Origin of the sequence: Pseudomonas sp. A6 (genome assembly GCF_052367875.1) — a bacterium.
Lineage (GTDB): Bacteria > Pseudomonadota > Gammaproteobacteria > Pseudomonadales > Pseudomonadaceae > Pseudomonas > Pseudomonas citronellolis.
In genome coordinates, this window is record NZ_CP198970.1 from 5,846,773 (window position 1) to 5,870,638 (window position 23,866).

The 23,866-nt window shown below is 67.9% G+C and carries 16 protein-coding genes and 1 pseudogene; 6 read left to right on the forward strand and 11 right to left on the reverse strand.

Annotated features, from left to right (window positions below):
- Positions 1-3: 3 nt before the first annotated feature.
- The 3 genes from ACTWJ5_RS25665 to ACTWJ5_RS25675 form a co-directional block, all read right to left on the reverse strand.
- A complete protein-coding gene (locus ACTWJ5_RS25665) occupies positions 4-1,101 on the reverse strand; it encodes an amino acid ABC transporter permease (RefSeq protein WP_253389870.1) in 1,098 nt (365 codons plus the stop codon).
- A 9-nt stretch (positions 1,102-1,110) separates the two neighbouring features.
- Positions 1,111-2,295, reverse strand: a complete 1,185-nt coding sequence (locus ACTWJ5_RS25670; protein WP_043273080.1) for an amino acid ABC transporter permease — start codon at positions 2,293-2,295, stop codon at positions 1,111-1,113.
- Between the two features lie 118 nt (positions 2,296-2,413).
- A complete protein-coding gene (locus ACTWJ5_RS25675) occupies positions 2,414-3,442 on the reverse strand; it encodes an amino acid ABC transporter substrate-binding protein (RefSeq protein WP_253389871.1) in 1,029 nt (342 codons plus the stop codon).
- A 469-nt stretch (positions 3,443-3,911) separates the two neighbouring features.
- On the opposite strand from ACTWJ5_RS25675, the gene ACTWJ5_RS25680 reads away from it, so the two are divergent.
- From ACTWJ5_RS25680 to ACTWJ5_RS25705, 6 genes and pseudogenes are all read left to right on the forward strand, one after another.
- The gene (locus ACTWJ5_RS25680) at positions 3,912-4,565 is read left to right on the forward strand and encodes an alpha/beta hydrolase (RefSeq protein WP_116422878.1); all 654 of its coding nucleotides are present in this window, start codon (positions 3,912-3,914) and stop codon (positions 4,563-4,565) included.
- Positions 4,566-4,744: 179 nt separating this feature from the next.
- Positions 4,745-5,683 carry a GGDEF domain-containing protein gene (locus ACTWJ5_RS25685; protein ID WP_116422877.1) on the forward strand — a complete coding sequence of 313 codons (939 nt, stop codon included), beginning with the start codon at positions 4,745-4,747 and terminating at the stop codon, positions 5,681-5,683.
- 104 nt (positions 5,684-5,787) lie between these two features.
- Positions 5,788-7,344 (forward strand): ATP-dependent RNA helicase RhlB, encoded by a 1,557-nt coding sequence (gene rhlB / locus ACTWJ5_RS25690; RefSeq protein WP_249918985.1) that lies wholly within the window; start codon positions 5,788-5,790, stop codon positions 7,342-7,344.
- Between the two features lie 1,776 nt (positions 7,345-9,120).
- Positions 9,121-9,630, forward strand: a pseudogene (locus ACTWJ5_RS25695) (methyl-accepting chemotaxis protein); the annotation flags it as partial.
- A 345-nt stretch (positions 9,631-9,975) separates the two neighbouring features.
- Complete coding sequence (locus ACTWJ5_RS25700; RefSeq protein WP_444436805.1) at positions 9,976-11,118, forward strand: NAD(P)/FAD-dependent oxidoreductase; 1,143 nt, start codon at positions 9,976-9,978, stop codon at positions 11,116-11,118.
- Between the two features lie 651 nt (positions 11,119-11,769).
- Entirely contained in the window at positions 11,770-12,000 is a 231-nt protein-coding gene (locus tag ACTWJ5_RS25705; protein ID WP_009616111.1) for a hypothetical protein, read from the forward strand.
- A gap of 334 nt (positions 12,001-12,334) precedes the next feature.
- Here the strand turns inward: ACTWJ5_RS25705 and moaA are convergent, their stop codons facing one another.
- The 8 genes from moaA to ACTWJ5_RS25745 all read right to left on the reverse strand — a co-directional run bounded on the left by moaA (position 12,335) and on the right by ACTWJ5_RS25745 (position 23,856).
- On the reverse strand, positions 12,335-13,324 hold the full coding sequence (gene moaA, locus ACTWJ5_RS25710) for a GTP 3',8-cyclase MoaA (RefSeq protein ID WP_253389876.1): 990 nt from the start codon (positions 13,322-13,324) through the stop codon (positions 12,335-12,337).
- Between the two features lie 100 nt (positions 13,325-13,424).
- Positions 13,425-14,243, reverse strand: coding sequence for a peptidylprolyl isomerase (locus ACTWJ5_RS25715; protein ID WP_249918981.1), 819 nt, complete (start codon positions 14,241-14,243; stop codon positions 13,425-13,427).
- Positions 14,244-14,307: 64 nt separating this feature from the next.
- On the reverse strand, positions 14,308-14,994 hold the full coding sequence (gene narI / locus ACTWJ5_RS25720; protein WP_009616108.1) for a respiratory nitrate reductase subunit gamma: 687 nt from the start codon (positions 14,992-14,994) through the stop codon (positions 14,308-14,310).
- Positions 14,995-14,996: 2 nt separating this feature from the next.
- A complete protein-coding gene (gene narJ, locus ACTWJ5_RS25725; protein ID WP_116423176.1) occupies positions 14,997-15,728 on the reverse strand; it encodes a nitrate reductase molybdenum cofactor assembly chaperone in 732 nt (243 codons plus the stop codon).
- Positions 15,729-15,745: 17 nt separating this feature from the next.
- Entirely contained in the window at positions 15,746-17,281 is a 1,536-nt protein-coding gene (gene narH / locus ACTWJ5_RS25730) for a nitrate reductase subunit beta (RefSeq protein WP_444436806.1), read from the reverse strand.
- Positions 17,282-17,292: 11 nt separating this feature from the next.
- Positions 17,293-21,072 carry a nitrate reductase subunit alpha gene (locus ACTWJ5_RS25735; protein ID WP_444436807.1) on the reverse strand — a complete coding sequence of 1,260 codons (3,780 nt, stop codon included), beginning with the start codon at positions 21,070-21,072 and terminating at the stop codon, positions 17,293-17,295.
- Between the two features lie 63 nt (positions 21,073-21,135).
- Complete coding sequence (locus tag ACTWJ5_RS25740; RefSeq protein ID WP_249918979.1) at positions 21,136-22,542, reverse strand: NarK family nitrate/nitrite MFS transporter; 1,407 nt, start codon at positions 22,540-22,542, stop codon at positions 21,136-21,138.
- 12 nt (positions 22,543-22,554) lie between these two features.
- Complete coding sequence (locus ACTWJ5_RS25745) at positions 22,555-23,856, reverse strand: nitrate/nitrite transporter (protein WP_116422868.1); 1,302 nt, start codon at positions 23,854-23,856, stop codon at positions 22,555-22,557.
- Positions 23,857-23,866 lie beyond the last annotated feature (10 nt).

The window sequence follows — 23,866 nt, forward strand, 5'->3', positions numbered from 1 at the left end:
CTCCTAACGCTTGTGGCCGGTGTCCAGCTTGCGCTCCAGGTGCATGGAGTAGCGGGACATGCCGAAACAGAAGACCCAGTAGACCAGCGCGGCGAACACGTAGCCCTCGGTGGACATGCCCAGCCAGGCCGGGTCCGCGGTGGCGCGCTTGATGCTATTCAGGAAGTCGAACAGGCCGATGATGATCACCAGGCTGGTGTCCTTGAACAGCGCGATGAAGGTGTTGACGATGCCGGGGATCACCAGCTTCAGGGCCTGGGGCAGGATCACCAGGCCCATCATCCGCCAGTAGCCCAGGCCCATGGCCGCGGCCGCCTCGTACTGGCCCTTGGGAATGGCCTGCATGCCGCCACGGACCACCTCGGCGATGTAGGCGGCCTCGAACAGCACCACCATCACCATGGCGCGCAGCAGCTTGTCGAGGTTCATGCCCTCGGGCAGGAACAGCGGCAGCATCACCGAGGACATGAACAGCACGGTGATCAGCGGCACGCCGCGCCAGAACTCGATGGTGGTGACGCACAGGACCTTGATCGCCGGCATCTTCGAGCGCCGCCCCAGGGCCAGCAGGATGCCCAGCGGCAGCGCCCCGGCGATGCCCACCGCGGCGATCACCACGGTCAGCATCAGGCCGCCCCACTGGCTGGTGGGCACGTTGTCCAGGCCGAGGAAGCCGCCGTGCAGCAGCCAGTAGGACACCAGCGGCAGCGCCAGCAGGTAGGCCAGGCCGTACTTGAGCTTGTGCTGGAACTGGCGCAGGAACAGCGGCGCGGCGCCGACCACCACCAGCAGCACGTTGAGGTCCACCCGCCAGCGCAGCGCCTCGGGGTAGAAGCCGTACATGTACTGGCCGAGGCGGGTGCTGATGAACACCCAGCAGGCGCCCTCGCGGCTGCAGTCGGCGCGGCTCTCGCCGACCCAGTCGGCCTTGAACACCGCCCACTCCAGCAGCGGCGGGACGATCAGCCAGATGACGTAGAGCCCGACCAGGGTCAGCAGGGTGTTGATCCAGTTGGAGAACAGGTTGGCGCGCAGCCAGCCAATGACCCCGACGCTGAGCGCCGGCGGCGGCAGATCGGGCTTGAAGGTATGGTTTGCCATGGCGTCCCCCTAGCGTTCGATCAGCGCGATGCGCTTGTTGTACCAGTTCATCAGCAGCGAAATGCTCAGGCTGATGGCCAGGTACACGCTCATGGTGATGGCCATGGTCTCGATGGCCTGGCCGGTCTGGTTGAGCACCGTGCCGGCGAACAGCGAGACCATGTCCGGGTAGCCGATGCCGGCGGCCAGCGAGGAGTTCTTCGCCAGGTTCAGGTACTGGCTGGTCAGCGGCGGCACTATCACCCGCAGCGCCTGCGGGATGATGATCAGCCGCAGCGTCTGCCCCGGGCGCAGGCCCAGGGAGCCGGCGGCCTCGGTCTGGCCGTGGCTGACCGCCTGGATGCCGGCGCGCACCGTCTCGCCGATGAAGGCGGCGGTGTAGATCGACAGCGCCAGGACGATGGACACCAGCTCCGGGATCACCACCCAGCCGCCGCGGAAGTTGAAGCCCTGCAGCACCGGCACGTCCCAGTGCACCGGCACGCCGGCCACCAGGATGGTCAGCGCCGGCAGCACGATCAGCGTGGCCAGGCCCGTGAGGAACACCGGGAAGGTCTTGCCGGTGGCGTGGCGGCGTACCTTGGCCCAGCGCCAGAGCACGGCCCAGGCGACGATGGCCAGGAGAACGGCGATGAGGAAGGCCGGCAGCGCCTCGGTGGCCACCGGCGCCGGCATCTGCATGCCGCGGTTGTTGAAGAACAGCAGGCCGCCGACGCTCAGGCTCTGCCGCGGCCCGGGCAGTTGCGCGAGCACGGCGAAGTACCAGAAGAAGATCTGCAGCAGCGGCGGGATGTTGCGGAAGGTCTCGATGTACACCGTGGCGATCTTGCGCACCAGCCAGTTCGGCGACAGCCGGGCCACGCCGAGGACGAAGCCGATGATGGTCGCCAGGACGATGCCGATCACGGTCACCAGCAGGGTGTTGAGCAGGCCGACGAAGAATACCCGCCCGTAGGTGTCGGACTCGCTGTAGTCGATCAGGTGCTGGGAGATGCCGAAGCCGGCGCTGTTGCCCAGGAAGCCGAAGCCGGACTGGATGCCGCGGTGGGCGAGGTTGGTCTGGGTGTTGTCGAAGAGGAACCAGCCGAACGCCACCACGGCGACGACGGCGATGATCTGGAAGGCCCAGGCGCGCACGGCCGGGTCGCTGAGCGACAGGCCGCGCGGGCGCCGGGCTTTGACGGAATTCTGCATGTAAGCCCTCTCGCAGGCCGCCCCGGCGGGCACGGAGCTACGCCCGTGACCGCGCGGGGGACCTCACGTCGTTCGAAACGGGGCCCGCGCCCAGGTTCCGGGCGCGGGCTGTGGGAGGTCAGCGCACCGGCGGTGCGTACTGCAGACCACCCTTGTTCCACAGGGCATTGAGGCCGCGCTTGATCTTCAGCTCGCTGCCTTCACCGACGTTGCGCTCGAAGATCTCGGCGTAGTTGCCGACCTGCTTGACGATCTGCACCGCCCAGTCCTTCGGCAGCTTCAGGTCCTTGCCGTAGTCGCCCTCGGCACCCAGCAGGCGGTTGATGTCGGGGTTCTTCGAGGACTTGGCCATCTGCTCGACGTTCTTCGAATCGATCCCCAGCTCCTCGGCGTTGAGCATGGCGAACAGCGTCCAGCGGACGATGTCGAACCACTCCTCGTCGCCCTGGCGCACGGCCGGGCCGAGGGGCTCCTTGGAGATCACTTCCGGCAGCACGATGTAGTCGTCCGGCTTGGCCAGCTTGATGCGCTGCGCATAGAGCTGCGACTGGTCGGAGGTGAGCACGTCGCAACGCCCGGACTCCAGCGACTTGGCGCTTTCGTCGGAGGTGTCGTAGGTGATCGGGGTGTACTTGAGGTTGTTCGAGCGGAAGTAGTCGGACAGGTTCAGCTCGGTGGTGGTGCCGGCCTGGATGCACACGGTGGCGCCGTCCAGTTCCTTGGCGCTGCTCACGCCGAGCTTCTTGTTCACCAGGAAGCCCTGGCCGTCGTAGTAGGTCACGCCGGCGAAGTTCAGGCCCATGGCGCTGTCGCGGGAACTGGTCCAGGTGGTGTTGCGCGAAAGCACGTCGATCTCGCCGGACTGCAGCGCGGTGAAGCGCTCCTTGGCGGTCAGCGGGGTGAACTTGACCTTGCTGGCGTCACCGAAGACCGCGGCGGCGATGCCATGGCAGACATCGACGTCGATGCCCTTGTACACGCCCTTGGAGTCGGCATAGGAGAAGCCCGGCAGGCCGTCGCTGATGCCGCACTGCACGAAGCCTTTCTTCTTCACCGCGTCCAGGGTCGCACCGGCCTGGGCCAGGCCGCTGAGCCCGAGAACGCTCAGAGCGGTCAGCACCGCCAGTGTGGATTTCACCATCTTCATCGATCACCTCCAGTTTGCTTTTATTCGTGTTGGAGTCCCGGCCCACTCGCCCTCGTGAGGCGCCGCACGGTCTGCTCCGGACCTTGCATCGAAGTGGAAACCTTAGGTCAGTCTAGCCGGCTCTGCGGATACGTCCCGCACCACCGCCCAGGCTGCCCCGCTCGCGGATGACGCGAGCCGGACGTATTGCGGGGGCCGCCCTCACCTTGGCGGCCTGTTCAATGGGCTGCCCGCCCCGCCGACGGCACTGGTTTCCGGATGGGGGTCGGATAGAGTGTTACGCCGGCGGGACGGATCGCAGCCTGGTGCCTGAGTTAGCAAGGGCCGTACCAGAATGCCTCCCGGCCCCCGTTTCGGCGAAGGTCAAGTCGATAAGTTATGGCAAAGCGACATCCTTTTCGCAGATTCGCCGATCCTTTTTCCGGCGTGCGCGCCTTTGCGGCGCACATGCCCCATCCTGGAGCCCCCGATGAGCCAACCCCTGCTACTCGAACCTACCCAGCCGGCCGACTCGTGCGTCATTTGGTTGCACGGCCTAGGCGCCGACCGTTACGACTTCGAACCGGTGGCGCGCATGCTGCAGACGATCCTGCCGCGCACCCGCTTCATCCTGCCCCAGGCGCCCACCCGCCCGGTGACGGTGTTCAACGGCATGCCGGCGCCCAGCTGGTACGACATCAAGGCCATGGCGCCGGCCCGGGCCATCGACGAGGCGCAGCTGGACGCATCGGCCGACGCGGTGATCGCGCTGATCGAGGGCCAGCTGGCCCAGGGCATCGCGCAGGAGCGCATCATCCTGGCCGGCTTCTCCCAGGGCGGCGCGGTGGTGCTGCACACTGGCTACCTGCGCTGGCCGGGCGAGCTGGGCGGGGTCATGGCGCTGTCCACCTATGGCCCGACCTTCGACGATGACCTGCAACTGCCCGAGACGAAGAAGCAGCAGCCGGCGCTGTGCCTGCACGGCACCTACGACGACGTGGTGGCGCCCGCCATGGGCCGCGCCGCCTACGACTTCCTCCACGGGCAGGGCGTGGCCGTGCAGTGGCGCGACTACCCCATGGCCCACGAAGTGAGCAACCAGGAGATCGCCGACATCGGCGCCTGGCTGCGCGAGCGCCTGTGACGCCGCATTTCGGGCGGCTCGCGGGGTAGTCGTCAGGGTGGGCCGACCGCTGGTCGGTCCACCCGGCCAGCGAATTGCCAGTACGCAAAAGTCATTAATACTGAAGTTCCCGAAGGACGAACCAGACTACGGAGAGTCATCGTGCCCCTCAGCGGAACCTGTCGAAAGCCCCATCAGCCATGAAGCCGACACAGTGGCAGCAGGATATCCAGCAGTTGCGCCACCTGCGGCTGTTCCAGAACGTCGCCGGGACCGCCTTGCAGCGGCTGCTCAACGAATTCCGCGCGCTGGAGCTGGAGGCCGGCGAGGTCCTGCTTTCGCCCTTCAACCGCAACCACTTCCTCTACCTGGTGCTCGAAGGCCAGCTCAAGGTCTACCTCGGCTCGCTGGACAATTCCCCGGTATCCACCCTGGGCAGCGGCGACTGCGCCGGCGAGATCAGCTTCATCGACCATGACCACCCCTCGGCCTACGTGGTGGCCACCGAGCCCACCCGCGTGCTGCGCCTGCACCGCGAGGCGCTGCTGAGCCTGTTCGAACACTCCCCGCAGTTGATGCAGAACTTGCTGGAGATGCTCTGCGCGCGGGTGCGCCAGGGCAACCGGATCATCCTCAACACCGAGCAGAACGCCAACATCGACACCCTCACCGGGCTGTTCAACCGGCGCTGGCTGGAGCACGTCTACGAGCGCGAGAGCACCCGCTGCGCGTTCAACGAACAGCCGCTGGCGATGCTCATGCTGGATGTCGACCACTTCAAGGACTACAACGACCGCCACGGCCACCTGGCCGGCGACTACGCCCTCTGCCTGGTGGCCCATACCCTGCGCAGCCAGCTGCGGCCCAAGGACAGCATGGCGCGCTTCGGCGGCGAGGAATTCGTCATCCTGCTGCCGGAAGTGAGCCTGGACGAGGCCCGCGCCATCGGCGAGCGCCTGCGCATGAGCCTGGAGCAGATCGACTCCTTCTATTCCCCGCTGGGCGCCCTGCCCGGCGTCACCGTGTCCCTCGGCGTGGCCGAGATGTACCTGCAGGAAAGCCTGCAGGGCCTGCTGCGGCGCGCCGACGAGGCCCTGTACCGGGCCAAGCAGCACGGCCGCAACCGCCTCTGCGGCTGATCCACGGCAGGCTTTGGCCGGCGCCCCCAGCGCACGGATTTCGCCTGGCTGGCAACTTGCTTTACACTGGCGGCCGTTCAATCCTTAACCACTACGAGATCACCGTGCTCAAGGCACTCAAGAAAATCTTCGGCAAGGGCGAGGGCGAGCAGCCCGCCGCAACGCCCACCCAAGCCCCCTCCTCCCCCGCAGCCGCCAGCCAGGACGGCGAACAGCGCCCGCGCAAGCCGCGCGCTCCCCGCCCCGAAGGCGAACGCAACGACAAGCCGCCGCGCCCGCCCAAGGGCGACAAGCCGCGCGGCGAGCGCCAGGACAAAAGCGAACGCCAGGACCGCAGCGGCGACCGCCCGGAGAAGGCCGAGCGCACTGACAAGCCGCCGCGCGAAAAAACCGAGAAGGCCGAGCGCCCGCGCCGCGAGCGCAAGCCCAAGGCCCCGGTGGTGGACAACTGGAAGCTGGAAGACTTCGTGGTCGAGCCGGCCGAAGGCAAGACGCGCTTCCACGACTTCAACCTCGACCCGCGGCTGATGCACGCCATCCACGACCTCGGCTTCCCCTATTGCACGCCGATCCAGGCGCAGGTGCTGGGCTTCACCCTCAAGGGCCAGGACGCCATCGGCCGCGCCCAGACCGGCACCGGCAAGACCGCCGCCTTCCTCATCTCGATCATCACCCAGCTGCTGCAGACGCCGCCGCCCAAGGAACGCTACATGGGCGAGCCGCGCGCGCTGATCATCGCGCCGACCCGCGAGCTGGTGGTGCAGATCGCCAAGGACGCCGTGGGCCTGGCCAAGTACACCGGGCTGAACGTCATGAGCTTCGTCGGCGGCATGGACTTCGACAAGCAGCTCAAGACCCTCGAATCGCGCTACTGCGACATCCTCGTGGCCACCCCCGGCCGCCTGCTGGACTTCAACCAGCGCGGCGAGGTGCACCTGGACATGGTCGAGGTGATGGTGCTGGACGAGGCCGACCGCATGCTCGACATGGGCTTCATCCCCCAGGTCCGCCAGATCATCCGCCAGACCCCGTACAAGGGCGAGCGCCAGACCCTGCTGTTCTCCGCCACCTTCACCGACGACGTGATGAACCTGGCCAAGCAGTGGACCGTGGACCCGGCCATCGTCGAGATCGAGCCGGAGAACGTCGCCAGCGACACCGTCGAGCAGCACGTCTACGCCGTGGCCGGCAGCGACAAGTACAAGCTGCTGTACAACCTGATCGCGCAGAACGACTGGACCCGCGTGATGGTCTTCGCCAACCGCAAGGACGAAGTCCGCCGCATCGAGGAACGCCTGACCAAGGACGGCATCAGCGCCGCGCAGATGTCCGGCGACGTGCCGCAGCACAAGCGCATCAAGGTCCTGGAAGGCTTCCGCGAAGGCAAGATCCGCGTGCTGGTGGCCACCGATGTGGCCGGCCGCGGCATCCACGTCGAAGCCATCAGCCATGTGATCAACTTCACCCTGCCGGAAGACCCGGACGACTACGTGCACCGCATCGGCCGTACCGGCCGCGCCGGCAGCACCGGCACCTCGATCAGCTTCGCCGGCGAGGACGACGCCTTCGCCCTGCCGCCGATCGAAGAGCTGCTGGGCCGCAAGATCACCTGCGAGATGCCGCCCACCGAGCTGCTCAAGCCGGTGCCGCGCAAGCACTGATCCAGGCGCGAAACAGAAAAAGGCGAAGCCACGGGCTTCGCCTTTTTCGTTTCCGCCGGCGTTACGCCCGGTGACGCCGGGCGCCCACGGTGACGCACCAGCGCGGTGCGCAGCGCCCCATTCGTCCCGCCGGGTCCGCCGGGACGACGCCTCCCCTCTCCCCGCCAACAATGGCACCCGGCCATCGTCCTGCCTGGGCCCGGGGCTACCGACCGGGCAGATAAACGAACGGCCTGATCGATTTTGTTTACGCTCGTAAAGAAATTTGCACGCTTCTTGCAGAATTTTTTACGACGCCCTTCAGAACAAGCCTTCGGAATCCCGCCCATGCCCTTGCGCGCCAAGCTCGCCCTCAGTTTCCTGCTCATCGGCCTCATCCCGGTGCTGGTCATGGCCATGGTGGTCTATCACCAGGCCAGCCGCGCCCTCGAAGAACAGAGCCTGAACGCCCTGGAGGCGGTGGCCAGCATCAAGCAGCGGCAACTGATGGACGCCTGGCAGGCGCGCCACGACCAGCTCAGCAGCCTGGCCGGCAACCTCGGCGCCAACTACGCGGGGCTGGAGAGCGAGGCGCTGGTCACCACCGCCAACTACGACCGCCCGGTGTTCGAGAACTTCACCAAGACCTTCGGCTACCGCGAGCTGCGCCTGGTGGCCAGCGACGGCAGCGTGGTCTTCAGCCTGGGCCGCGGCGCCGACTACCAGCAGAACATGAACGCCGAGCAATGGCGCGATACGCCCTTCGGGCGCTTCGTCCGCGGCGCCCTGGGCAGCGGCAAGGCGAGCATCAGCGACCTGGAGCCGGCCCTGGACGACAAGCAACCGGTGCAATGGCTGGCCGCGCCGATCAAGGACCACGACAAGCTGCAGCTGCTGCTGGTGCTGGAACTGCCGCTGAAGGCGATCAACGACGTGATGCAGAGCCGGCAGGGCCTGGGCGAGGCCGGCGAGACCTACCTGGTGGGCGGCGACGGGCGCCTGCGTTCGGACTCGGTGCGCTTCGCCGACCACCGAGTGCGCCGCGCCGGCGACGCGCCCGCCGCCCTCCCCGGCCAGGCCAGCGAAAAAGCCCTGGCCGGCGAGCAGGGACGCCTGACCGAGACCGGCCTGAGCGGCGCGACGGCGCTGAAATCCTTCGTGCCGCTGAACCTCGACGGCCTGCACTGGGCGCTGGTGGCGGAAATGGACCAGGACCAGGCCTTCGCCCCGGTGCGCAAGCTGATGTGGCAGATGCTGGTGCTGGGCCTGCTGACCCTCGCCGGCGTGGCCGCCGGCACCTGGCTGGTCAGCCGCAGCGTGATGCGCCCGCTGGGCGGTGAGCCGGCGAGCATGGCGGCCCTGGCTCAGCGCCTGGCCAACGGCGAGCTGAAGCTGGCCGGCGGCGCCGATGCCGGCAGCGGCCTGATGCAAGCCCTGCACGAGATGGCCGCGGCCTGGCGCCAGGTGGTCGAGCGCCTGCGCCAGGCCAGCGAGGCGGTGGGCGACGCCAGCGGCGACATCCTCGACGCCGCCGGGCGCACCAGCAGCCACCTCGACCAGCAGCAGGAGGCCCTGGAGATGGTGGTCAGCGCCGTCGACCAGATGGCCGCCACCGTGCAGGAAATCGCCGGCAGCGCCAGCCGCAGCGCCGACGGCAGCGCCGCCGCGCGCGAGGCTTTCGTCACCATGCAGGGCACCCTGCAGCGCATGATCGGTCGCCAGGACCAACTGCTCGCCGGCCTGCGCGACGCCGACCGGGTGGTGCAGGCCCTGGCCGGCGACAGCCAGCAGATCAACTCGGTGCTGGAGGTGATCCGCTCGATCGCCGAGCAGACCAACCTGCTGGCCCTCAACGCCGCCATCGAGGCCGCCCGCGCCGGCGACGCCGGCCGCGGCTTCGCCGTGGTGGCCGACGAAGTGCGCAGCCTGGCCCAGCGCACCCGCAGCGCCACCGACGAGATCGTCACCATAGTCGGCACCCTCGGCGACTCCTCCACCCAGGCCCAGGCCAGCATGGGCGGCGCCAGCGAACAGGCGCGCACCCTGGAGCACGACACCCAGGCGGTGCTGGACTCCCTCGGTGCCCTCGACGAATCCCTGCAGGGCGTGCACGCCATGGCCTTCCAGATCGCCGCGGCGGCCGAACAGCAGGCGGCCACCACCCAGGAAGTGAACCAGCACATGCACCGCCTGAGCGACATGACCGCGGAGAACCGCAAGACCGCCGCGCACACCCGCGACTGCGGCGAGCACTTGCGCAAGGTGGCTGGGAGCCAGGAGGCGTTGGTGGCGCAGTTTCAGCTGTAGGGCGCGAATCGCGGACGGAGTCCGCTCCTACGGTTCCAGGAAACACGGCTTTTCGTAGGATGGCGTTGAGCGAAGCGATACCCATCCTACGAAGAGTACCTCGGCGCAAGACAGTTGCTCCTACGGTTCCAGGGAAGCACGGGCGTAGGAGCGGACTTTGTCCGCGATAGCCGGACGTTCCGGCGCGATTCGCGGGCAAAGGTTGACGCCAACCCCCACGCCAGAGCCCTCCATCCTTGCCGCCCCCACCCCCAAGAATCCAGAATGGAAAAATCATCCATCCCGGAGCCCCGGCATGCCCATCCCCCTTCCCCCCGCTGCCACCCGCCTGACGCAGAGACGCCCATGACCGAGGTCGACTTCCTGATCATCGGCGCCGGTATCGCCGGCGCTTCCACCGGCTACTTCCTCTCCCCCCACGGCAAGGTCGCCGTGCTCGAGCGCGAATCCCACGCCGGCTACCACTCCACCGGCCGCTCGGCGGCGCTGTATACCGTGGCCTACGGCACGCCCCAGGTACGCGCCCTGACCGCCGCCAGCCGGGCCTTCTTCGACGCCCCGCCGGAGGGCTTCGCCGAGCACCCGATCCTCAGCCCGCGCGGCGAGTTGATCGTGGACTTCGCCGGCAACGCCGAGGAACTGCGCCGCCAGTTCGACAGCGCCCGCGCCAATGTGCCGGAGATGCGCCTGCTGGACGCCGACGAGGCCTGCGCCATGGTCCCGGTGCTGCGCCGCGAGAAGGTCCACGGCGCGCTGTACGACCCCAGCGCCGCCGACATCGACACCGACGCCCTGCTGCAGGGCTACCTGCGCGGCATCCGCCGCAACGGCGGCAGCGTGCAGTTCGACAGCGAGGTGCTCGCCGCGGCCTACGTCGATGGCCAGTGGGAAGTACGCACGGCCCAGCAGAGCTACCGCGCCCCCGTGCTGGTCAACGCCGCCGGCGCCTGGTGCGACAAGCTGGCCGAACTCGCCGGCGTCGCCCCGCTGGGCCTGCAGCCCAAGCGCCGCGCGGCCTTTCTCTTCGCTCCGGGCGAAGGCGTGGACAGCCATGCCTGGCCGGTGTTGGTGAGCCTGGACGAGTCCTTCTACTTCAAGCCCGACGCCGGCCTGCTGCTCGGCTCGCCGGCCAACGCCGACGCGGTGGAGCCCCACGACGTGCAGCCCGAGGAGCTGGATATCGCCCTGGGCATCCATCGCATCGAGGAGCACACCACCCTGAGCATCCGCCGCCCCAGCCACACCTGGGCCGGGTTGCGCTCGTTCTTCGCCGACGGCGAGCTGGTGTCCGGCTATGACCCGCAGGCGCCCGGCTTCTACTGGGTGGCCGGCCAGGGCGGCTACGGCATCCAGACCTCGGCGGCCATGGGCCAGGCCAGCGCTGCGCTGATCCGTGCTGATGAGCTGCCCGAGGTGCTGGTGCGCCATGGGTTGAATGCGGATGGGCTGGCTCCGGCGCGGCTCAAGCCGAGGTCAAGCGGCGGATAACCGCGGACGGTTATCCGCCCTACGCTGCGCCAGCCATGGCATTCCCCTGCACGCGATTCGCGGGCAGGGCCCGCTCCTACAGGTTGACGTCGGACTTCCCGCCCACGCCGAGCTGCCCCCTCTCCCTCTGGGAGAGGGTTGGGGTGAGGGAGCGGAGGCAACCTGGCACACACAGCCGCCGGTCAGCACCGTTCGCGAGCAAGCTCGCTCCTACAGGTTGACGCCAAACTTCCCACCGACGCCGAACGGCCCCCTCTCCCTTTGGGAGAGGGCTGGGGTGAGGGCAACGGAGCCAGCCCGCCCCCTCCGTACCCCCCTCCCCATTGTAGGAGCGCGCCCTGCGCGCGATTTCGCGGGCAGGGCCCGCTCCTACAGGGTGACGCCGAACTTCTCGCCGACGCCGAGCGGCCCCCTCTCCCTCTGGGAGAGGGCTGGGGTGAGGGAGCGGAGGCAACCTGGCACACACAGCCGCCGGTCAGCACCGTTCGCGAGCACGCGAAGACAGCCCCTTCCGCGTGACCATGTCCGCGCACACCGGACGTTTCCCACCGTCCGGCGCGCCCATCCCGAATGGCCCGCCTGCGCGGTGGCCGGGAGAATGCGGGTCGGCCCATCCTGGGCCGATCCCTTTCCTGCTTGCGAGAGACAGCCATGAACGATCTGAAAGTACTCAACGAAAACGAAATCGACCAGGTAGCCGGCGGCTTCCTCTTCGGCATGCTGGGCGACCTGTTCGGCACTTCCGGCTCGCAGTCCGGCGGCCTGCTGGGCGGCGTGTTCAACGTGCTGCAGAACCTGCCGATCGTCGGTGGCCTGTTCGGCCTGGTCAACAGCATCTTCGGCGGCCTGTTCGGCGGCGGCTCCTCCAGCAACCCGCGCTGAACGCCAGGCGGCGGATAACGTCGCCGCACTCTCTTTCGCCTCGGGCGGACTACCCCCTACGAGGGATGTCAGTGCCCCGGCGCTGGCCTAGTCTGACTTGCAACGACAGCCATATGGAGGGACCGCCAGACGAGATGATCTGCCTTTCCAACCACGGTTATCCAGCGCAGACATGCGCCCAGGCCCCAGCGAACCGCTCATTTCGCCGGGGCCTTTTCTTTGGGGACGGGAAAGCACGACCGTAGGATGGGTTGAGCTTGCGATACCCATCGGGCCGGGGTGATGGGTATCGCTTCGCTCAACCCATCCTACGAGGGGCGTTCTTTACTTTGGCTCAGCCGCCGCTGAGGTTCATGAAGCGCAGCACCTGCACTTCGCCGCCGGTGTTGAATTCGTGGCGGGCGGGCTTGCGTTGCAGGGCGGCGTGGAGGGCGTCGAGGATCGGGCCGTCGTCCAGCGGGTAGCGGCGCAGCAGGCCGCGCAGGTCCACGGAGTGCTCGTGGCCCAGGCACAGCAGCAGGCGGCCTTCGGCGGTCAGGCGCAGGCGGTTGCAGGTGGCGCAGAAGTTGTGCGAGTGCGGCGAGATGAAGCCGATGCGCGTGCGCGGGTGCTGCGCCAGGCGCACGTAGCGCGCCGGGCCGCCGCTGTGTTCGGCGCTGTCCAGCAGTTCGAAACGCTCGGCGATCAGCGCGCGCACCTCGTCGCTGGAGCAGAAGCTCTCCTCGCGGTCGCGACCGACCTGGCCCAGGGGCATTTCCTCGATGAAGCTGATGTCCAGTTCGTTGGCGATGGCGTAGTCCACCAGCGCCGGCACCTCGTCGGCGTTGCGGCCCTTCATCACCACGCAGTTGAGCTTGATCCCGGGAAAGCCCACCTCCCGCGCCGCGTCTATGCCGCGCAGCACCTGGTCGAGGCGGCCGGTGCGGGTGATGGCCTGGAAGCGCTGCGGGTTCAGGGTGTCGAGGCTGATGTTCAGGCGCGTCAGGCCCGCGGCGCGCAGGTCGCCGGCCAGGCGGACGAGTTGCGAGCCGTTGCTGGTCATGCACAGTTCGCGTAGGCCGGGCAGCGCGGCCAGGCGTTCGCACAGGCCGACGATGCCGGGGCGCACCAGCGGCTCGCCGCCGGTGAGGCGCAGCTTGCGCACGCCGCGCTCGACGAACAGCCGGGCGACGCGCTCGATCTCTTCCAGGGTCAGCACCTGCTGGCGTGGCAGGAAGCGCATGTTCTCGGCCATGCAGTAGACGCAGCGGAAGTCGCAGCGGTCGGTCACCGACAGGCGCAGGTAGTCGATCTTGCGGCCCTGGCCGTCGATCCAGTCGGACATGTGGGTGCTCCGGTTGATGCTTTGGCGAAGGCGGATGATCCGGCCCTCTCCCCAGCCCTCTCCCTGAAGGAAGAGGGGGCTGTCCAGTGCGGCGGCTGCCTCACTGCACCAGCGGCGAGTCCGCGGCGTCGAAGGCGAAGCCTTCGATGTGCGCCTCGCCGGCCAGCACCGCGATGTACTGGCTGACCGCGCGCTGCAGCACCTGGGCGCGCAGGTAGGCGGCGATGCGCGGGCGGGCTTCGGCGAAGGGCAGCGGTTCGCCGCCCTCGCGCGCCAGCAGTTCGACCACGTGCAGGCCGTAGCGGCTTTCCAGGGGCTGGGCCAGCAGGCCGGGGGTTTCCCGCAGCAGGCGTTTCTCGAACTCGGGCACGGTCTGGCCCGGCTCGATCCAGCCCAGGTCGCCGCCCTCGTCCTTCGACGGGCAGGCGGAGAAGCGCATGGCCTTTTCGGTGAAGCGCTCGGGGTGTTCGCGCAGCGCTTCCAGCAGGGCCAGGGCCCGTTCGCGGGCCTTGGCGCGGCCTTCCAGGTCGTCCGGGGCGCAGGCCAGCAGGATGTGCCGCAGGCTCATGCGCCAGGGGCTGGTCAGGCGGCCGGGGTTGGCCTCGTACCATTGCCGGCAGCTGGTTTCGTCAGCCTCGGGTGTCCCTACGTCACGGTCGACCAGGGCACGGATGCGGGCTTCCTCGGGCGCCTCGTCCTCCTCCGCCTCGGCGCTGATGCCCAGCGCGTCGGCGCGCTGCAGCAGCAGCTGGCGCACCACCAGCGCGCGGCAGGCGGCGTGCAACGCCTCGGCGTGGCTGGTGGCCGGGTGGTACTGGAGTTCGCGGGCCAGTTCGTCGGCGTCGATGGCGATGCCGTTGACCGCCAGCTTCGGCAGCTCGACGTGTTCGACGCGGTTTTCGTAGTGGGAGCAGCTCATGGGATTCACCTTCGGTGGCGGATAACCGCGAACGGTTATCCGCCCAGTGGGTTGGCGCGACTGTTCAGGCCGCGCGGCTCTTCTGGCGGACCACCTGGTAGCGGCGGCCCAGGTACCACACCGGGGCGCTGACGATGTGCACCAGGCGGGTGAAGGGGAAGAGCACGAACAGCGTCAGGCCGAGCATCACGTGCAGCTTGTAGACCAGCGACACCGGGGCGATGGCCTCGGCCGCGGCCAGCGGCTGCAGGGTGACCACCGACTGCGCCCAGTCGGCCAGCATGACCATCACCGAGCCGTCCAGGTGGTGGGTGGAGGCGACGATGGTGGACAGGCCGAGGATCAGCTGGGCGTAGAGCACCAGCAGGATCATCAGGTCCGAGGCGTTGCCGGTGGCGCGCACCCGGGCGTCGGTCAGGCGGCGCAGGATCAGCCCGGTCAGGCCGATGAAGCAGAGCACGCCGAAGAAGCCGCCGGAAACCATGGCCAGCAGTTGCTTGTGCTCGGTGCTGATCAGGTGCTCGTAGACCGCGTGCGGCGTCAGCAGGCCGACGAAGTGGCCGGCGAGGATGAACAGCACGCCCACGTGGAACAGGTTGCTGTACACGCGCATGCCTTTCTTGCTCAGCATCTGGCTGGAGCCGGCCTTCCAGGTGTATTGCGACAGGTCGAAGCGCGCCCAGCTGCCCACCAGGCAGATGAACAGGGCGACGTAGGGGTAGACCCCGAACAGCAGGGTATTGAACGACATGATCAGGCTCCTTGGCTGGCCACCCGGCGCGGCGGCACCGGCTGGGCGACCCATTGCAGGGGTTGTTCGAGGGCACTGGAGGGCTGCCGCGGGTTCGACGGGCAGCCGGCGGCGGGCTCGCCGAAGCTCACCTGGGTTTCCTCCCAGGCCTTGTCCAGCGCCTCCAGGCTGTCGTCGCGAGCCTCCTGCTCGCAGTCGCGGTGCAGCCCGGCCAGGTCCGGGCGCTCGCCGGAGAGTTCCAGCAGGCCGTGGAACACCGCCGCGTAGGCGCTGCCGCGCTCGTCCAGGCGCGTCGCCAGCAGGGCAAGGATGTGCGCCACCTCGGCCAGGCCGACGCGCGCGCCCTCGGCGTCCTGCAGGGCGAGGAACTCCAGGTACAGCGGCAGGTAGTCCGGCAGCTCGTTGACGTGGATGGCCAGGCCCGCGGCGTTGTAGCGGTGCAGCAGATCGACCATGGCCTGGCCGCGGTCGCGGCTCTCGCCGTGGACGTGCTCGAAGAGCAGCAGCGAGACCGAGCGGCCGCGTTCGAACAGGCCGTCGTAGCGCGCCTGCACGTCCAGCAGGTCGCCCTGGCAGAGTTCGTTGAGCAGCGCGGCGAGGCCGTCGCGCTGCGCCTCGGGCAGGTCGCTGGTGCGGATCAGCGCGTGCAGCGCCAGGCTTTCCTCGCGCACTTCCAGGCGCGGGTAGTCCAGCAGCAGCGCGCAGAGCTTGAGCAGTTGGCTGTGGCTTTCCAGGGAGATAGTCATGGCCTTCACTCCTGGATCTGCACGGTCTGGATGACGTTGCGGCGGTCCACCGGCTTGCCGCCGAACAGGTTCACGCCGGAGTTGCCCGAGCAGCCGCTGCCGAAGCTGAAGCCGCAGCCCGAGCGCTCGGCGAAGGCGTCAGAAAGCGCCTCCTCGCGGTGCGCGGTGGGGATGACGAAGCGGTCCTCGTAGTTGGCGATGGCCAGGTAGCGGTACATCTCCTCGACCTGGCTGACGCTCAGCCCGGCCTTGGCCAGCACGTCCAGGTCCTGCTTGCCTTCCACCTGCTCGGCGCGCTTGTAGGCGCGCATCGCCAGCAGGCGCTTGAGGGCGCGCAGCACCGGCGCGGTGTCGCCGGCGGTGAGCAGGTTGGCCAGGTACTGCACGGGGATGCGCAGCGATTCGACGTCCGGGATCACCCCGTCGCTGCCGATGTGACCCTCGGCGGCGGCGTTCTGGATCGGCGACAGCGGCGGCACGTACCAGACCATCGGCAGCGTGCGGTATTCCGGGTGCAGCGGCAGGGCCAACTGCCAGTCCATGGCCAGCTTGTACACCGGCGACTTCTGCGCCGACTCGATGACGCTGTCCGGCACGCCGTCCTTGCGCGCCTGCTCGATCACTTTCGGGTCGAACGGGTCGAGGAAGATTTCCAGCTGCTTCTGGTACAGCTCGCGCTCGTCGGCGCAGCTGGCCACTTCATGGATGCGGTCGGCGTCGTAGAGCAGCACGCCGAGGTAGCGGATGCGCCCCACGCAGGTCTCCGAGCACACGGTGGGCTGGCCGGCCTCGATGCGCGGGTAGCAGAAGATGCACTTCTCGGACTTGCCGCTCTTCCAGTTGAAGTAGATCTTCTTGTACGGGCAGCCGCTGATGCACATGCGCCAGCCGCGGCACTTGTCCTGGTCGATGAGGACGATGCCGTCCTCCTCGCGCTTGTAGATCGCCCCGCTCGGGCAGGACGCCACGCACGCCGGGTTCAGGCAGTGCTCGCACAGGCGCGGCAAGTACATCATGAAGGTGTTCTCGTACTCGCCGTAGATGTCCGCCTGGACCTGGTCGAAGTTCTTGTCCTTGCGCCGCTTGGCGAACTCGGTGCCGAGGATTTCCTCCCAGTTCGGGCCCCATTCGATCTTCTGCATGCGTTGCCCGCTGATCAGCGAGCGCGGCCGCGCCACCGGCTGGTGCTGCGCCTTGGGCGCGGTGTGCAGGTGCTGGTAGTCGAAGTCGAAGGGTTCGTAGTAGTCGTCGATCTCCGGCAGGTCGGGGTTGGCGAAGATGTTCGCCAGCACCCGGAACTTGCCGCCGATGCGCGGGACGATGGAGCCGTCGGCGTTGCGCACCCAGCCGCCCTTCCACTTCTGCTGGTTCTCCCACTCCTTCGGGTAGCCGATGCCGGGCTTGGTCTCGACGTTGTTGAACCAGGCGTATTCCATGCCCTCGCGGCTGGTCCAGACGTTCTTGCAGGTGATGGAGCAGGTGTGGCAGCCGATGCATTTGTCGAGGTTCAACACCATGCCGACTTGCGAACGAATTTTCATGGCGTCTCTCCTCAAATGTCCCGGGGCAGCGGCTGCGGCAGGGCGTCGCCGCCCAGGCCACCGTGTTCCGGCTCGTCGAGCCAGTCGACCTTGTTCATCTTGCGCACCACCACGAACTCGTCGCGGTTGCAGCCCACGGTGCCGTAGTAGTTGAAGCCCCAGGCCTGCTGGGCGTAACCGCCGATCATGTGGGTGGGCTTGAGCACCACGCGGGTCACCGAGTTGTGGTGGCCGCCGCGGGTCTTGGTGGTCTCGCTGCCGGGCACGTTCACGATGCGTTCCTGGGCGTGGTACATCAGCACCATGCCGTCCTTCACCCGCTGGCTGACCACCGCGCGGCAGGTGGCGGCGCCGTTGGCGTTGAAGACTTCGACCCAGTCGTTGTCCTCGATGCCGGCGCGCTTGGCGTCATGCTCGCTGAGCCAGATGATCGGCCCGCCGCGCGACAGGGTGAGCATCAGCAGGTTGTCGCTGTAGGTGGAGTGGATGCCCCATTTCTGGTGCGGGGTGATCCAGTTCAGGGTGATCTCCGGGTTGCCGTTGGGCTTCTTGTTGAACAGCTTGTCGGTGCTGCGGGTGTTGACCGGCGGCCGGTAGCTGACGAAGCCTTCGCCGAAGGCCTGCATCCACGGGTGGTCCTGGTAGAACTGCTGGCGGCCGGTGATGGTGCGCCACGGGATCAGCTCGTGGACGTTGGTGTAGCAGGCGTTGTAGCTCACGTGCTCGTCTTCCAGGCCCGACCAGGTGGGGCTGGAGATGATCTTGCGCGGCTGCGCCTGGATGTCGCGGAAGCGGATCTTCTCCTCTTCCTTGGGCAGCGCCAGGTGCTCGTGCTCGCGCCCGGTGATCTTGGCCAACGCGTTCCACGCCTTGACCGCCACCTGGCCGTTGGTTTCCGGGGCCAGGGCGAGGATCACCTCGGCGGCGTCGATGGCGCTCTCGATGCGCGGCCGGCCCTGGCTGACGCCCGGCTCCAGCACTCGGTGGTTGAGATCGCCCACCAGTTTCACTTCCTTCTCGGTGTTCCAGCCGATGCCCTTGCCGCCGTTGCCCAGCTTGTCCAGCAGCGGGCCGAGGGAGGTGAACTTCTTGTAGGTGTTCGGGTAGTCGCGCTCGACCACATGCAGGGTGGGCATGGTTTTGCCCGGCAGCGCTTCGCACTCGCCTTTCTTCCAATCACTGCCGCCGAAGGGCTGGGCCAGTTCGTTGGCGGTGTCGTGCAGCAGCGGCACGGTGACCAGGTCCTGCTCCACACCCAGGTGGCCGACGGCGACCTCGGAGAATTTCTTCGCGATGGCCTTGTAGATCTCCCAGTCGCTCTTGGCCTCCCAGGCCGGGTCGATGGCGGCCGACAGCGGGTGGATGAAGGGGTGCATGTCGGAGGTGTTGAGGTCGTCCTTCTCGTACCAGGTGGCCGTCGGCAGGACGATGTCCGAGTACATGCAGGTGGAGGACATGCGGAAGTCCAGGGTGGTGACCAGGTCGACCTTGCCTTCGGCGCCCTGCTCCACCCAGTCCACCTCGGTGGGACGCGGGCCGCCGGCCTTGCCGAGGTCCTCGTTCATCACGCCGTTCTTGGCGCCCAGCAGGTACTTGAGCATGTACTCGTGGCCCTTGCCCGAGCTGCCCAGCAGGTTGGAACGCCAGATGAACATGTTGCGCGGGAAGTTCTGCGCGTCGTCCGGCTTCTCGCTGGCGAAGCGCAGGTTGCCGGCCTTGAGCTCGCGCACCACGTAGTCCTGCACCGGCAGCCCGGCCTTCTCGGCGTCGGCGGCGATGCGCAGCGGGTTGCGGTCCAGCTGCGGCGCGGAGGGCAGCCAGCCCATGCGCTCGGCGCGGATGTTGTAGTCCACCGCGTGCTCGGGGAACTGCCTGCTGTCGGCCAGGGGCGAGAGCACTTCGTGCATCGACAGCTTTTCATGGCGCCACTGCGAGCTGTGCAGGTAGAAGAAGCTGGTGCCGTTCATCTGCCGCGGCGGGCGGCTCCAGTCGGTGCCGAAGGCCAGCGGTACCCAGCCGGTCTGCGGGCGCAGCTTCTCCTGGCCGACGTAGTGGGCCCAGCCGCCGCCGCTCTGGCCGATGCAGCCGCACATCATCAGCATGTTGATGACCGCGCGGTAGTTCATGTCCATGTGGTACCAGTGGTTCATCGCCGCGCCGATGATGACCATGGCCTTGCCGTGGGTCTTGTCGGCGCTGTCGGCGAACTCGCGGGCCACCTGGATGGCGCGGGCGGCCGGCACGCCGGTGATGCGTTCCTGCCAGGCCGGGGTGTAGGGGGTGTCGGCGTCGTCGAAGCCGTGGGCCACGTTGGCGCCGCCCAGGCCGCGGTCGACGCTGTAGTTGGCCATCTGCAGGTCGTAGACGGTGGCCACGCGCAGGGTCTTGCCGTCGGCGCCCTGGATGTCGCGGAAGGGCACGCGGCGCAGCAGCACCTCGTCGTTGTCCACGCCCTTGAAGTGCGGGTGCAGCTGGCCGGCGAAGTACGGGAAGCCCACCTCGCAGGCGTGCTCCGGGCCGTCGATCAGGCTCAGGCTGAGGCGCGTCTCGCGGCCCTGGCCGCCTTCCTTCTCCTCGATGTTCCACTTGCCCGACTCGCCCCAGCGGTAGCCGATGGCGCCGGTGGGCGAGACCAGCTCGCCGCTGCTTTCATCGAAGGCGATGGTCTTCCACTCGGGGTTGTTGTCCTGGCCCAGCTGGCCGTCGAGGTCGGCGGCGCGCAGGTAGCGGGTCGGCTTGAAGGCGCCCTCGCCGTGCGGCTCCAGCAGCACCAGCATGGGCATGTCGGTGTACTGCCGGCAGTAGTCGACGAAGTAGGCGCGCGGCTTGTCGAGGTGGAATTCCTTGAGGATGACGTGACCGAAGGCCATGCCCAGCGCGGCGTCGGTGCCCTGCTTGGGGTTGAGCCAGAGGTCGGTGAGCTTGGCCACCTCGGAGTAGTCCGGGGTCACGGCCACGGTCTTGGTGCCCTTGTAGCGCACCTCGGTGAAGAAGTGCGCATCGGGGGTGCGCGTCTGCGGGACGTTGGAGCCCCAGGCGATGATGTAGCTGGAGTTGTACCAGTCGGCCGACTCCGGCACGTCGGTCTGCTCGCCCCAGATCTGCGGGCTGGCCGGCGGCAGGTCGCAGTACCAGTCGTAGAAGCTCAGGCACACCCCGCCGATCAGCGACAGGTAGCGGGCGCCGGCGGCGTAGCTGACCATGGACATGGCCGGGATCGGCGAGAAGCCGATGACGCGGTCGGGGCCGTAGGTCTTCACGGTGTAGACGTTGGCCGCGGCGATGATCTCGGTGACCTCGTCCCAGCTGGAGCGCACGAAGCCGCCCAGGCCGCGCTCGCTCTTGTAGCTCCTGGCCTTGGCGGCGTCCTCGACGATGCTCGCCCAGGCGTCCACCGCGTCCTTGTGCGCGGCGCGCGCCTCGCGCCACAGCTTGAGCAGCGGCTTGCGCACCTTGGGGTACTTCAGGCGGTTGGCGCTGTAGATGTACCAGGAGTAGCTGGCCCCGCGCGGGCAGCCGCGCGGCTCGTGGTTGGGCAGGTCCGGGCGGGTGCGCGGGTAGTCGGTCTGCTGGGTCTCCCAGGTGATCAGGCCGTTCTTCACGTAGATCTTCCAGGAGCAGGAGCCGGTGCAGTTCACCCCGTGGGTGGAACGCACGATCTTGTCGTGCTGCCAGCGCTGGCGGTAGCCGTTCTCCCAGGCGCGGCTCTCGTTGGAGACCTCGCCATGGCCATCGGCGAATTCGCCCTGTTTCTTCTTGAAGAACTGCAGGCGGTCGAGCAGGTAACTCATCTGTATCTCCTCACCCGGTCTACGCCGGGCGTTCAAACGCTAATCAGGCTCGCGAAACGGGGCTCAGCAGGGGCTTTCCGCACCCTTGCGCGCATACCACCACCAGGTCGCAACGATGCAGCTGAGGTAGTAGGCGACGAACACGTAGAGGGCGCCCTCGGCGCTGCCGGTCATGTCCAGCGAAGTGCCGAAGGCCTTGGGGATGAAGAAGCCGCCGAAGGCGCCGATGGCGGCGGAGAAGCCGATCACCGCGGCCGACTCCATGCTGGCGTTCCGGGCCGCCTCGGCCTCGCTGTAGCCGCCACGCTTGAAGCGCGCGGCCCATTCGTTGCGGAAGATCACCGGGATCATGCGGAAGGTGGAGCCGTTGCCGATGCCGGCGAAGAAGAACAGGCCGATGAAGGCGCCGAGGAAGCCGAAGAAGCTGCCCGCGCCACCGTCGCCGGGGAGGAAGGCGATCACCGCGAACACCCCGGCGATCATCGCCGCGTAGTTCCACAGGGTGATGCGCGCGCCGCCGAACTTGTCCGCCAGCCAGCCGCCCAGGGGCCGGCTCAGGGCGCCCACCAGCGGGCCGAGGAAGGCGTACTGCAGCGGGTTGATGTCCGGGAACTGCGTCTTGCTGAGCATGGCGAAGCCGGCCGAGAAGCCGATGAAGCTGCCGAAGGTGGCCACGTACAGCCAGCACATCAGCCAGTTGTGCTTGCGCTTGAAGATCACCGACTGCTCGCTGAACGAGGCCTTGGCGTCGGCGATGTCGTTCATCCCGAACCAGGCGGCGATGGCCACCACGGCGATGAACGGCACCCAGATCCAGCCGGCGTTCTGCAGCCACAGGCGGCCGCCGTCGGAAAGCTGCTGCGGCTCGCCGCCGAAGCTGCCGAACAGGCCGCCGGCCACCGCCAGGGGCACGGCGAACTGCATCACCGAGACGCCCAGGTTGCCCAGCCCGGCGTTCAGGCCCAGGGCCGTGCCCTGCTGGCTCTTGGGATAGAAGAAGCTGATGTTGGACATGCTGGAGGCGAAGTTGCCGCCGCCGAAGCCGCACAGCAGGGCGATGGTGGCGAACACCCAGTAGGGCGTCTGCGCATCCTGCACGGCGAAGCCCAGCCAGATGCACGGGATCAGCAGCGAGGCGGTGGACAGCGCGGTCCAGCGGCGGCCGCCGAACACCGGCACCATGAAGGAGTAGAACACCCGCAGGGTGGCACCGGAGATCGACGGCAGCGCGGCCAGCAGGAACAGCTGGTCGTTGCTGAAGGCGAAGCCCACGGCGTTCAGGCGCACGGTGACGGTGCTCCAGATCATCCACACGGAGAAGGCCAGCAGCAGCGCCGGGATGGAGATCCACAGGTTGCGCGTGGCGATGCGCTTGCCGGACTGCGCCCAGAACTGCGAGTCCTCGGGGCGCCAGTCGACCAGCAGGGGCCCCCGCGCGGCTTTGAGTTGGGAATTGGCGATCATGCCCATGTCGGCACTCCGTCAGGATTGGCTGGAAGTCAGAGGGGAAAGGTCGACGTCGGCCGTCTGGGCCCGGCCGTCGAGGCGGCGCTGCTGCTTGATCGCGTAGTGCATCCAGACCATGCAGACGATGGTCAGGCCGAACAGCAGCATGAAGCAGGAGGAACGCACGCCGATGTGGTCGGCGGCATAGCCGAACAGGATGGGCAGGCAGAAGCCGCCGAGGCCGCCGATGACGCCGACCATGCCGCCGACGGTGCCCATGTTCTGCGGGTAGTAGTCGTGGATGATGCGGTACACGCTGGCCTTGCCGAAGCCCTGGGCGATGCCGACCACGAACACCAGGAAGGTGAACAGCCAGACGTTCAGGCCCACGCCCAGGCTGAGGTCGCCCTGGATGCCGTGGATGGTCATGGTGGTCTGCGGGTAGGACAGGAAGAACAGGCACACCAGGCACACCCAGAACACGCCCCAGTTCACCGCGCGGGCGCCGTAGCTGTCGCTGAACCAGCCGCCCAGGGCGCGGATCAGGCCCGACGGCAGGGTGAACAGCATGGTGATGAAGGACGCGGTCTTCAGGTCCAGGCCGTACTCGGCGATGTAGTACTTGGGCAGCCACAGGGCCAGGGCGACGAAGCCGCCGAAGACGAAGAAGTAGTACAGGCCGAAGCGCCACACCCGCAGCTCGGCCAGCGGCGCCAGCTGCTTGGCCAGGGTCGGCCGGGCGCGGTTGGCGTCGGCCTCGCCGCCCTTGGCGTGGGCCGGGTCGTTCCAGGTGCAGAACCAGAACAGCGCCGCGGTCACCAGCATGGCCACCGAGTACACCTGCGGCACCATGCGCCAGCCGAAGGCGACCACGATCAGCGGCGCCACCAGGTTGGTGATGGCCGCGCCCGCGTTGCCGGCGCCGAAGATGCCCATGGCGGTGCCCTGGCGCTCCTTCTCGAACCAGGCCGAGGTGTAGGCGATGCCCACCGCGAAGGAGCCGCCGGCCAGGCCGACGAACAGGCCCAGCACCAGGTACTGCCAGTACTGCGTGGCGAAGGCCAGGCCGTAGATGGGGATGGCCACCAGCAGCATGTGGATGAAGAACACGATGCGCCCGCCGAAGCGGTCGGTGATCAACCCCAGGGGCAGGCGCACCAGCGAACCGGTGAGGATCGGCAGCGCCACCAGCAGGCCGAACTGCGCCTCGGACAGGCCCAGTTCCGCCTTGATGCGGATACCGATGATCGAGAACATCGTCCAGACCGCGAAATTCACGGCGAACGCCAGTGTGCTCATGCCGAGCACGGAGTACTGTTTCTGTCGATGCGATGCCATGGCCAACACT

Excerpts from the sequence above, each read along its gene's own strand:
- ACTWJ5_RS25740 (WP_249918979.1), bottom strand. The coding sequence starts at position 22,542 with ATGGGCATGATCGCCAATTCCCAACTCAAAGCCGCGCGGGGGCCCCTG.
- ACTWJ5_RS25745 (WP_116422868.1), bottom strand. The coding sequence starts at position 23,856 with ATGGCATCGCATCGACAGAAACAGTACTCCGTGCTCGGCATGAGCACA.
- ACTWJ5_RS25700 (WP_444436805.1), top strand. The coding sequence starts at position 9,976 with ATGACCGAGGTCGACTTCCTGATCATCGGCGCCGGTATCGCCGGCGCT.
- ACTWJ5_RS25705 (WP_009616111.1), top strand. The coding sequence starts at position 11,770 with ATGAACGATCTGAAAGTACTCAACGAAAACGAAATCGACCAGGTAGCC.
- ACTWJ5_RS25715 (WP_249918981.1), bottom strand. The coding sequence starts at position 14,243 with ATGAGCTGCTCCCACTACGAAAACCGCGTCGAACACGTCGAGCTGCCG.
- ACTWJ5_RS25680 (WP_116422878.1), top strand. The coding sequence starts at position 3,912 with ATGAGCCAACCCCTGCTACTCGAACCTACCCAGCCGGCCGACTCGTGC.
- narI (WP_009616108.1), bottom strand. The coding sequence starts at position 14,994 with ATGTCGTTCAATACCCTGCTGTTCGGGGTCTACCCCTACGTCGCCCTG.
- moaA (WP_253389876.1), bottom strand. The coding sequence starts at position 13,324 with ATGTCCGACTGGATCGACGGCCAGGGCCGCAAGATCGACTACCTGCGC.
- ACTWJ5_RS25685 (WP_116422877.1), top strand. The coding sequence starts at position 4,745 with ATGAAGCCGACACAGTGGCAGCAGGATATCCAGCAGTTGCGCCACCTG.
- ACTWJ5_RS25675 (WP_253389871.1), bottom strand. The coding sequence starts at position 3,442 with ATGAAGATGGTGAAATCCACACTGGCGGTGCTGACCGCTCTGAGCGTT.
- ACTWJ5_RS25670 (WP_043273080.1), bottom strand. The coding sequence starts at position 2,295 with ATGCAGAATTCCGTCAAAGCCCGGCGCCCGCGCGGCCTGTCGCTCAGC.
- ACTWJ5_RS25735 (WP_444436807.1), bottom strand. The coding sequence starts at position 21,072 with ATGAGTTACCTGCTCGACCGCCTGCAGTTCTTCAAGAAGAAACAGGGC.
- ACTWJ5_RS25665 (WP_253389870.1), bottom strand. The coding sequence starts at position 1,101 with ATGGCAAACCATACCTTCAAGCCCGATCTGCCGCCGCCGGCGCTCAGC.
- narH (WP_444436806.1), bottom strand. The coding sequence starts at position 17,281 with ATGAAAATTCGTTCGCAAGTCGGCATGGTGTTGAACCTCGACAAATGC.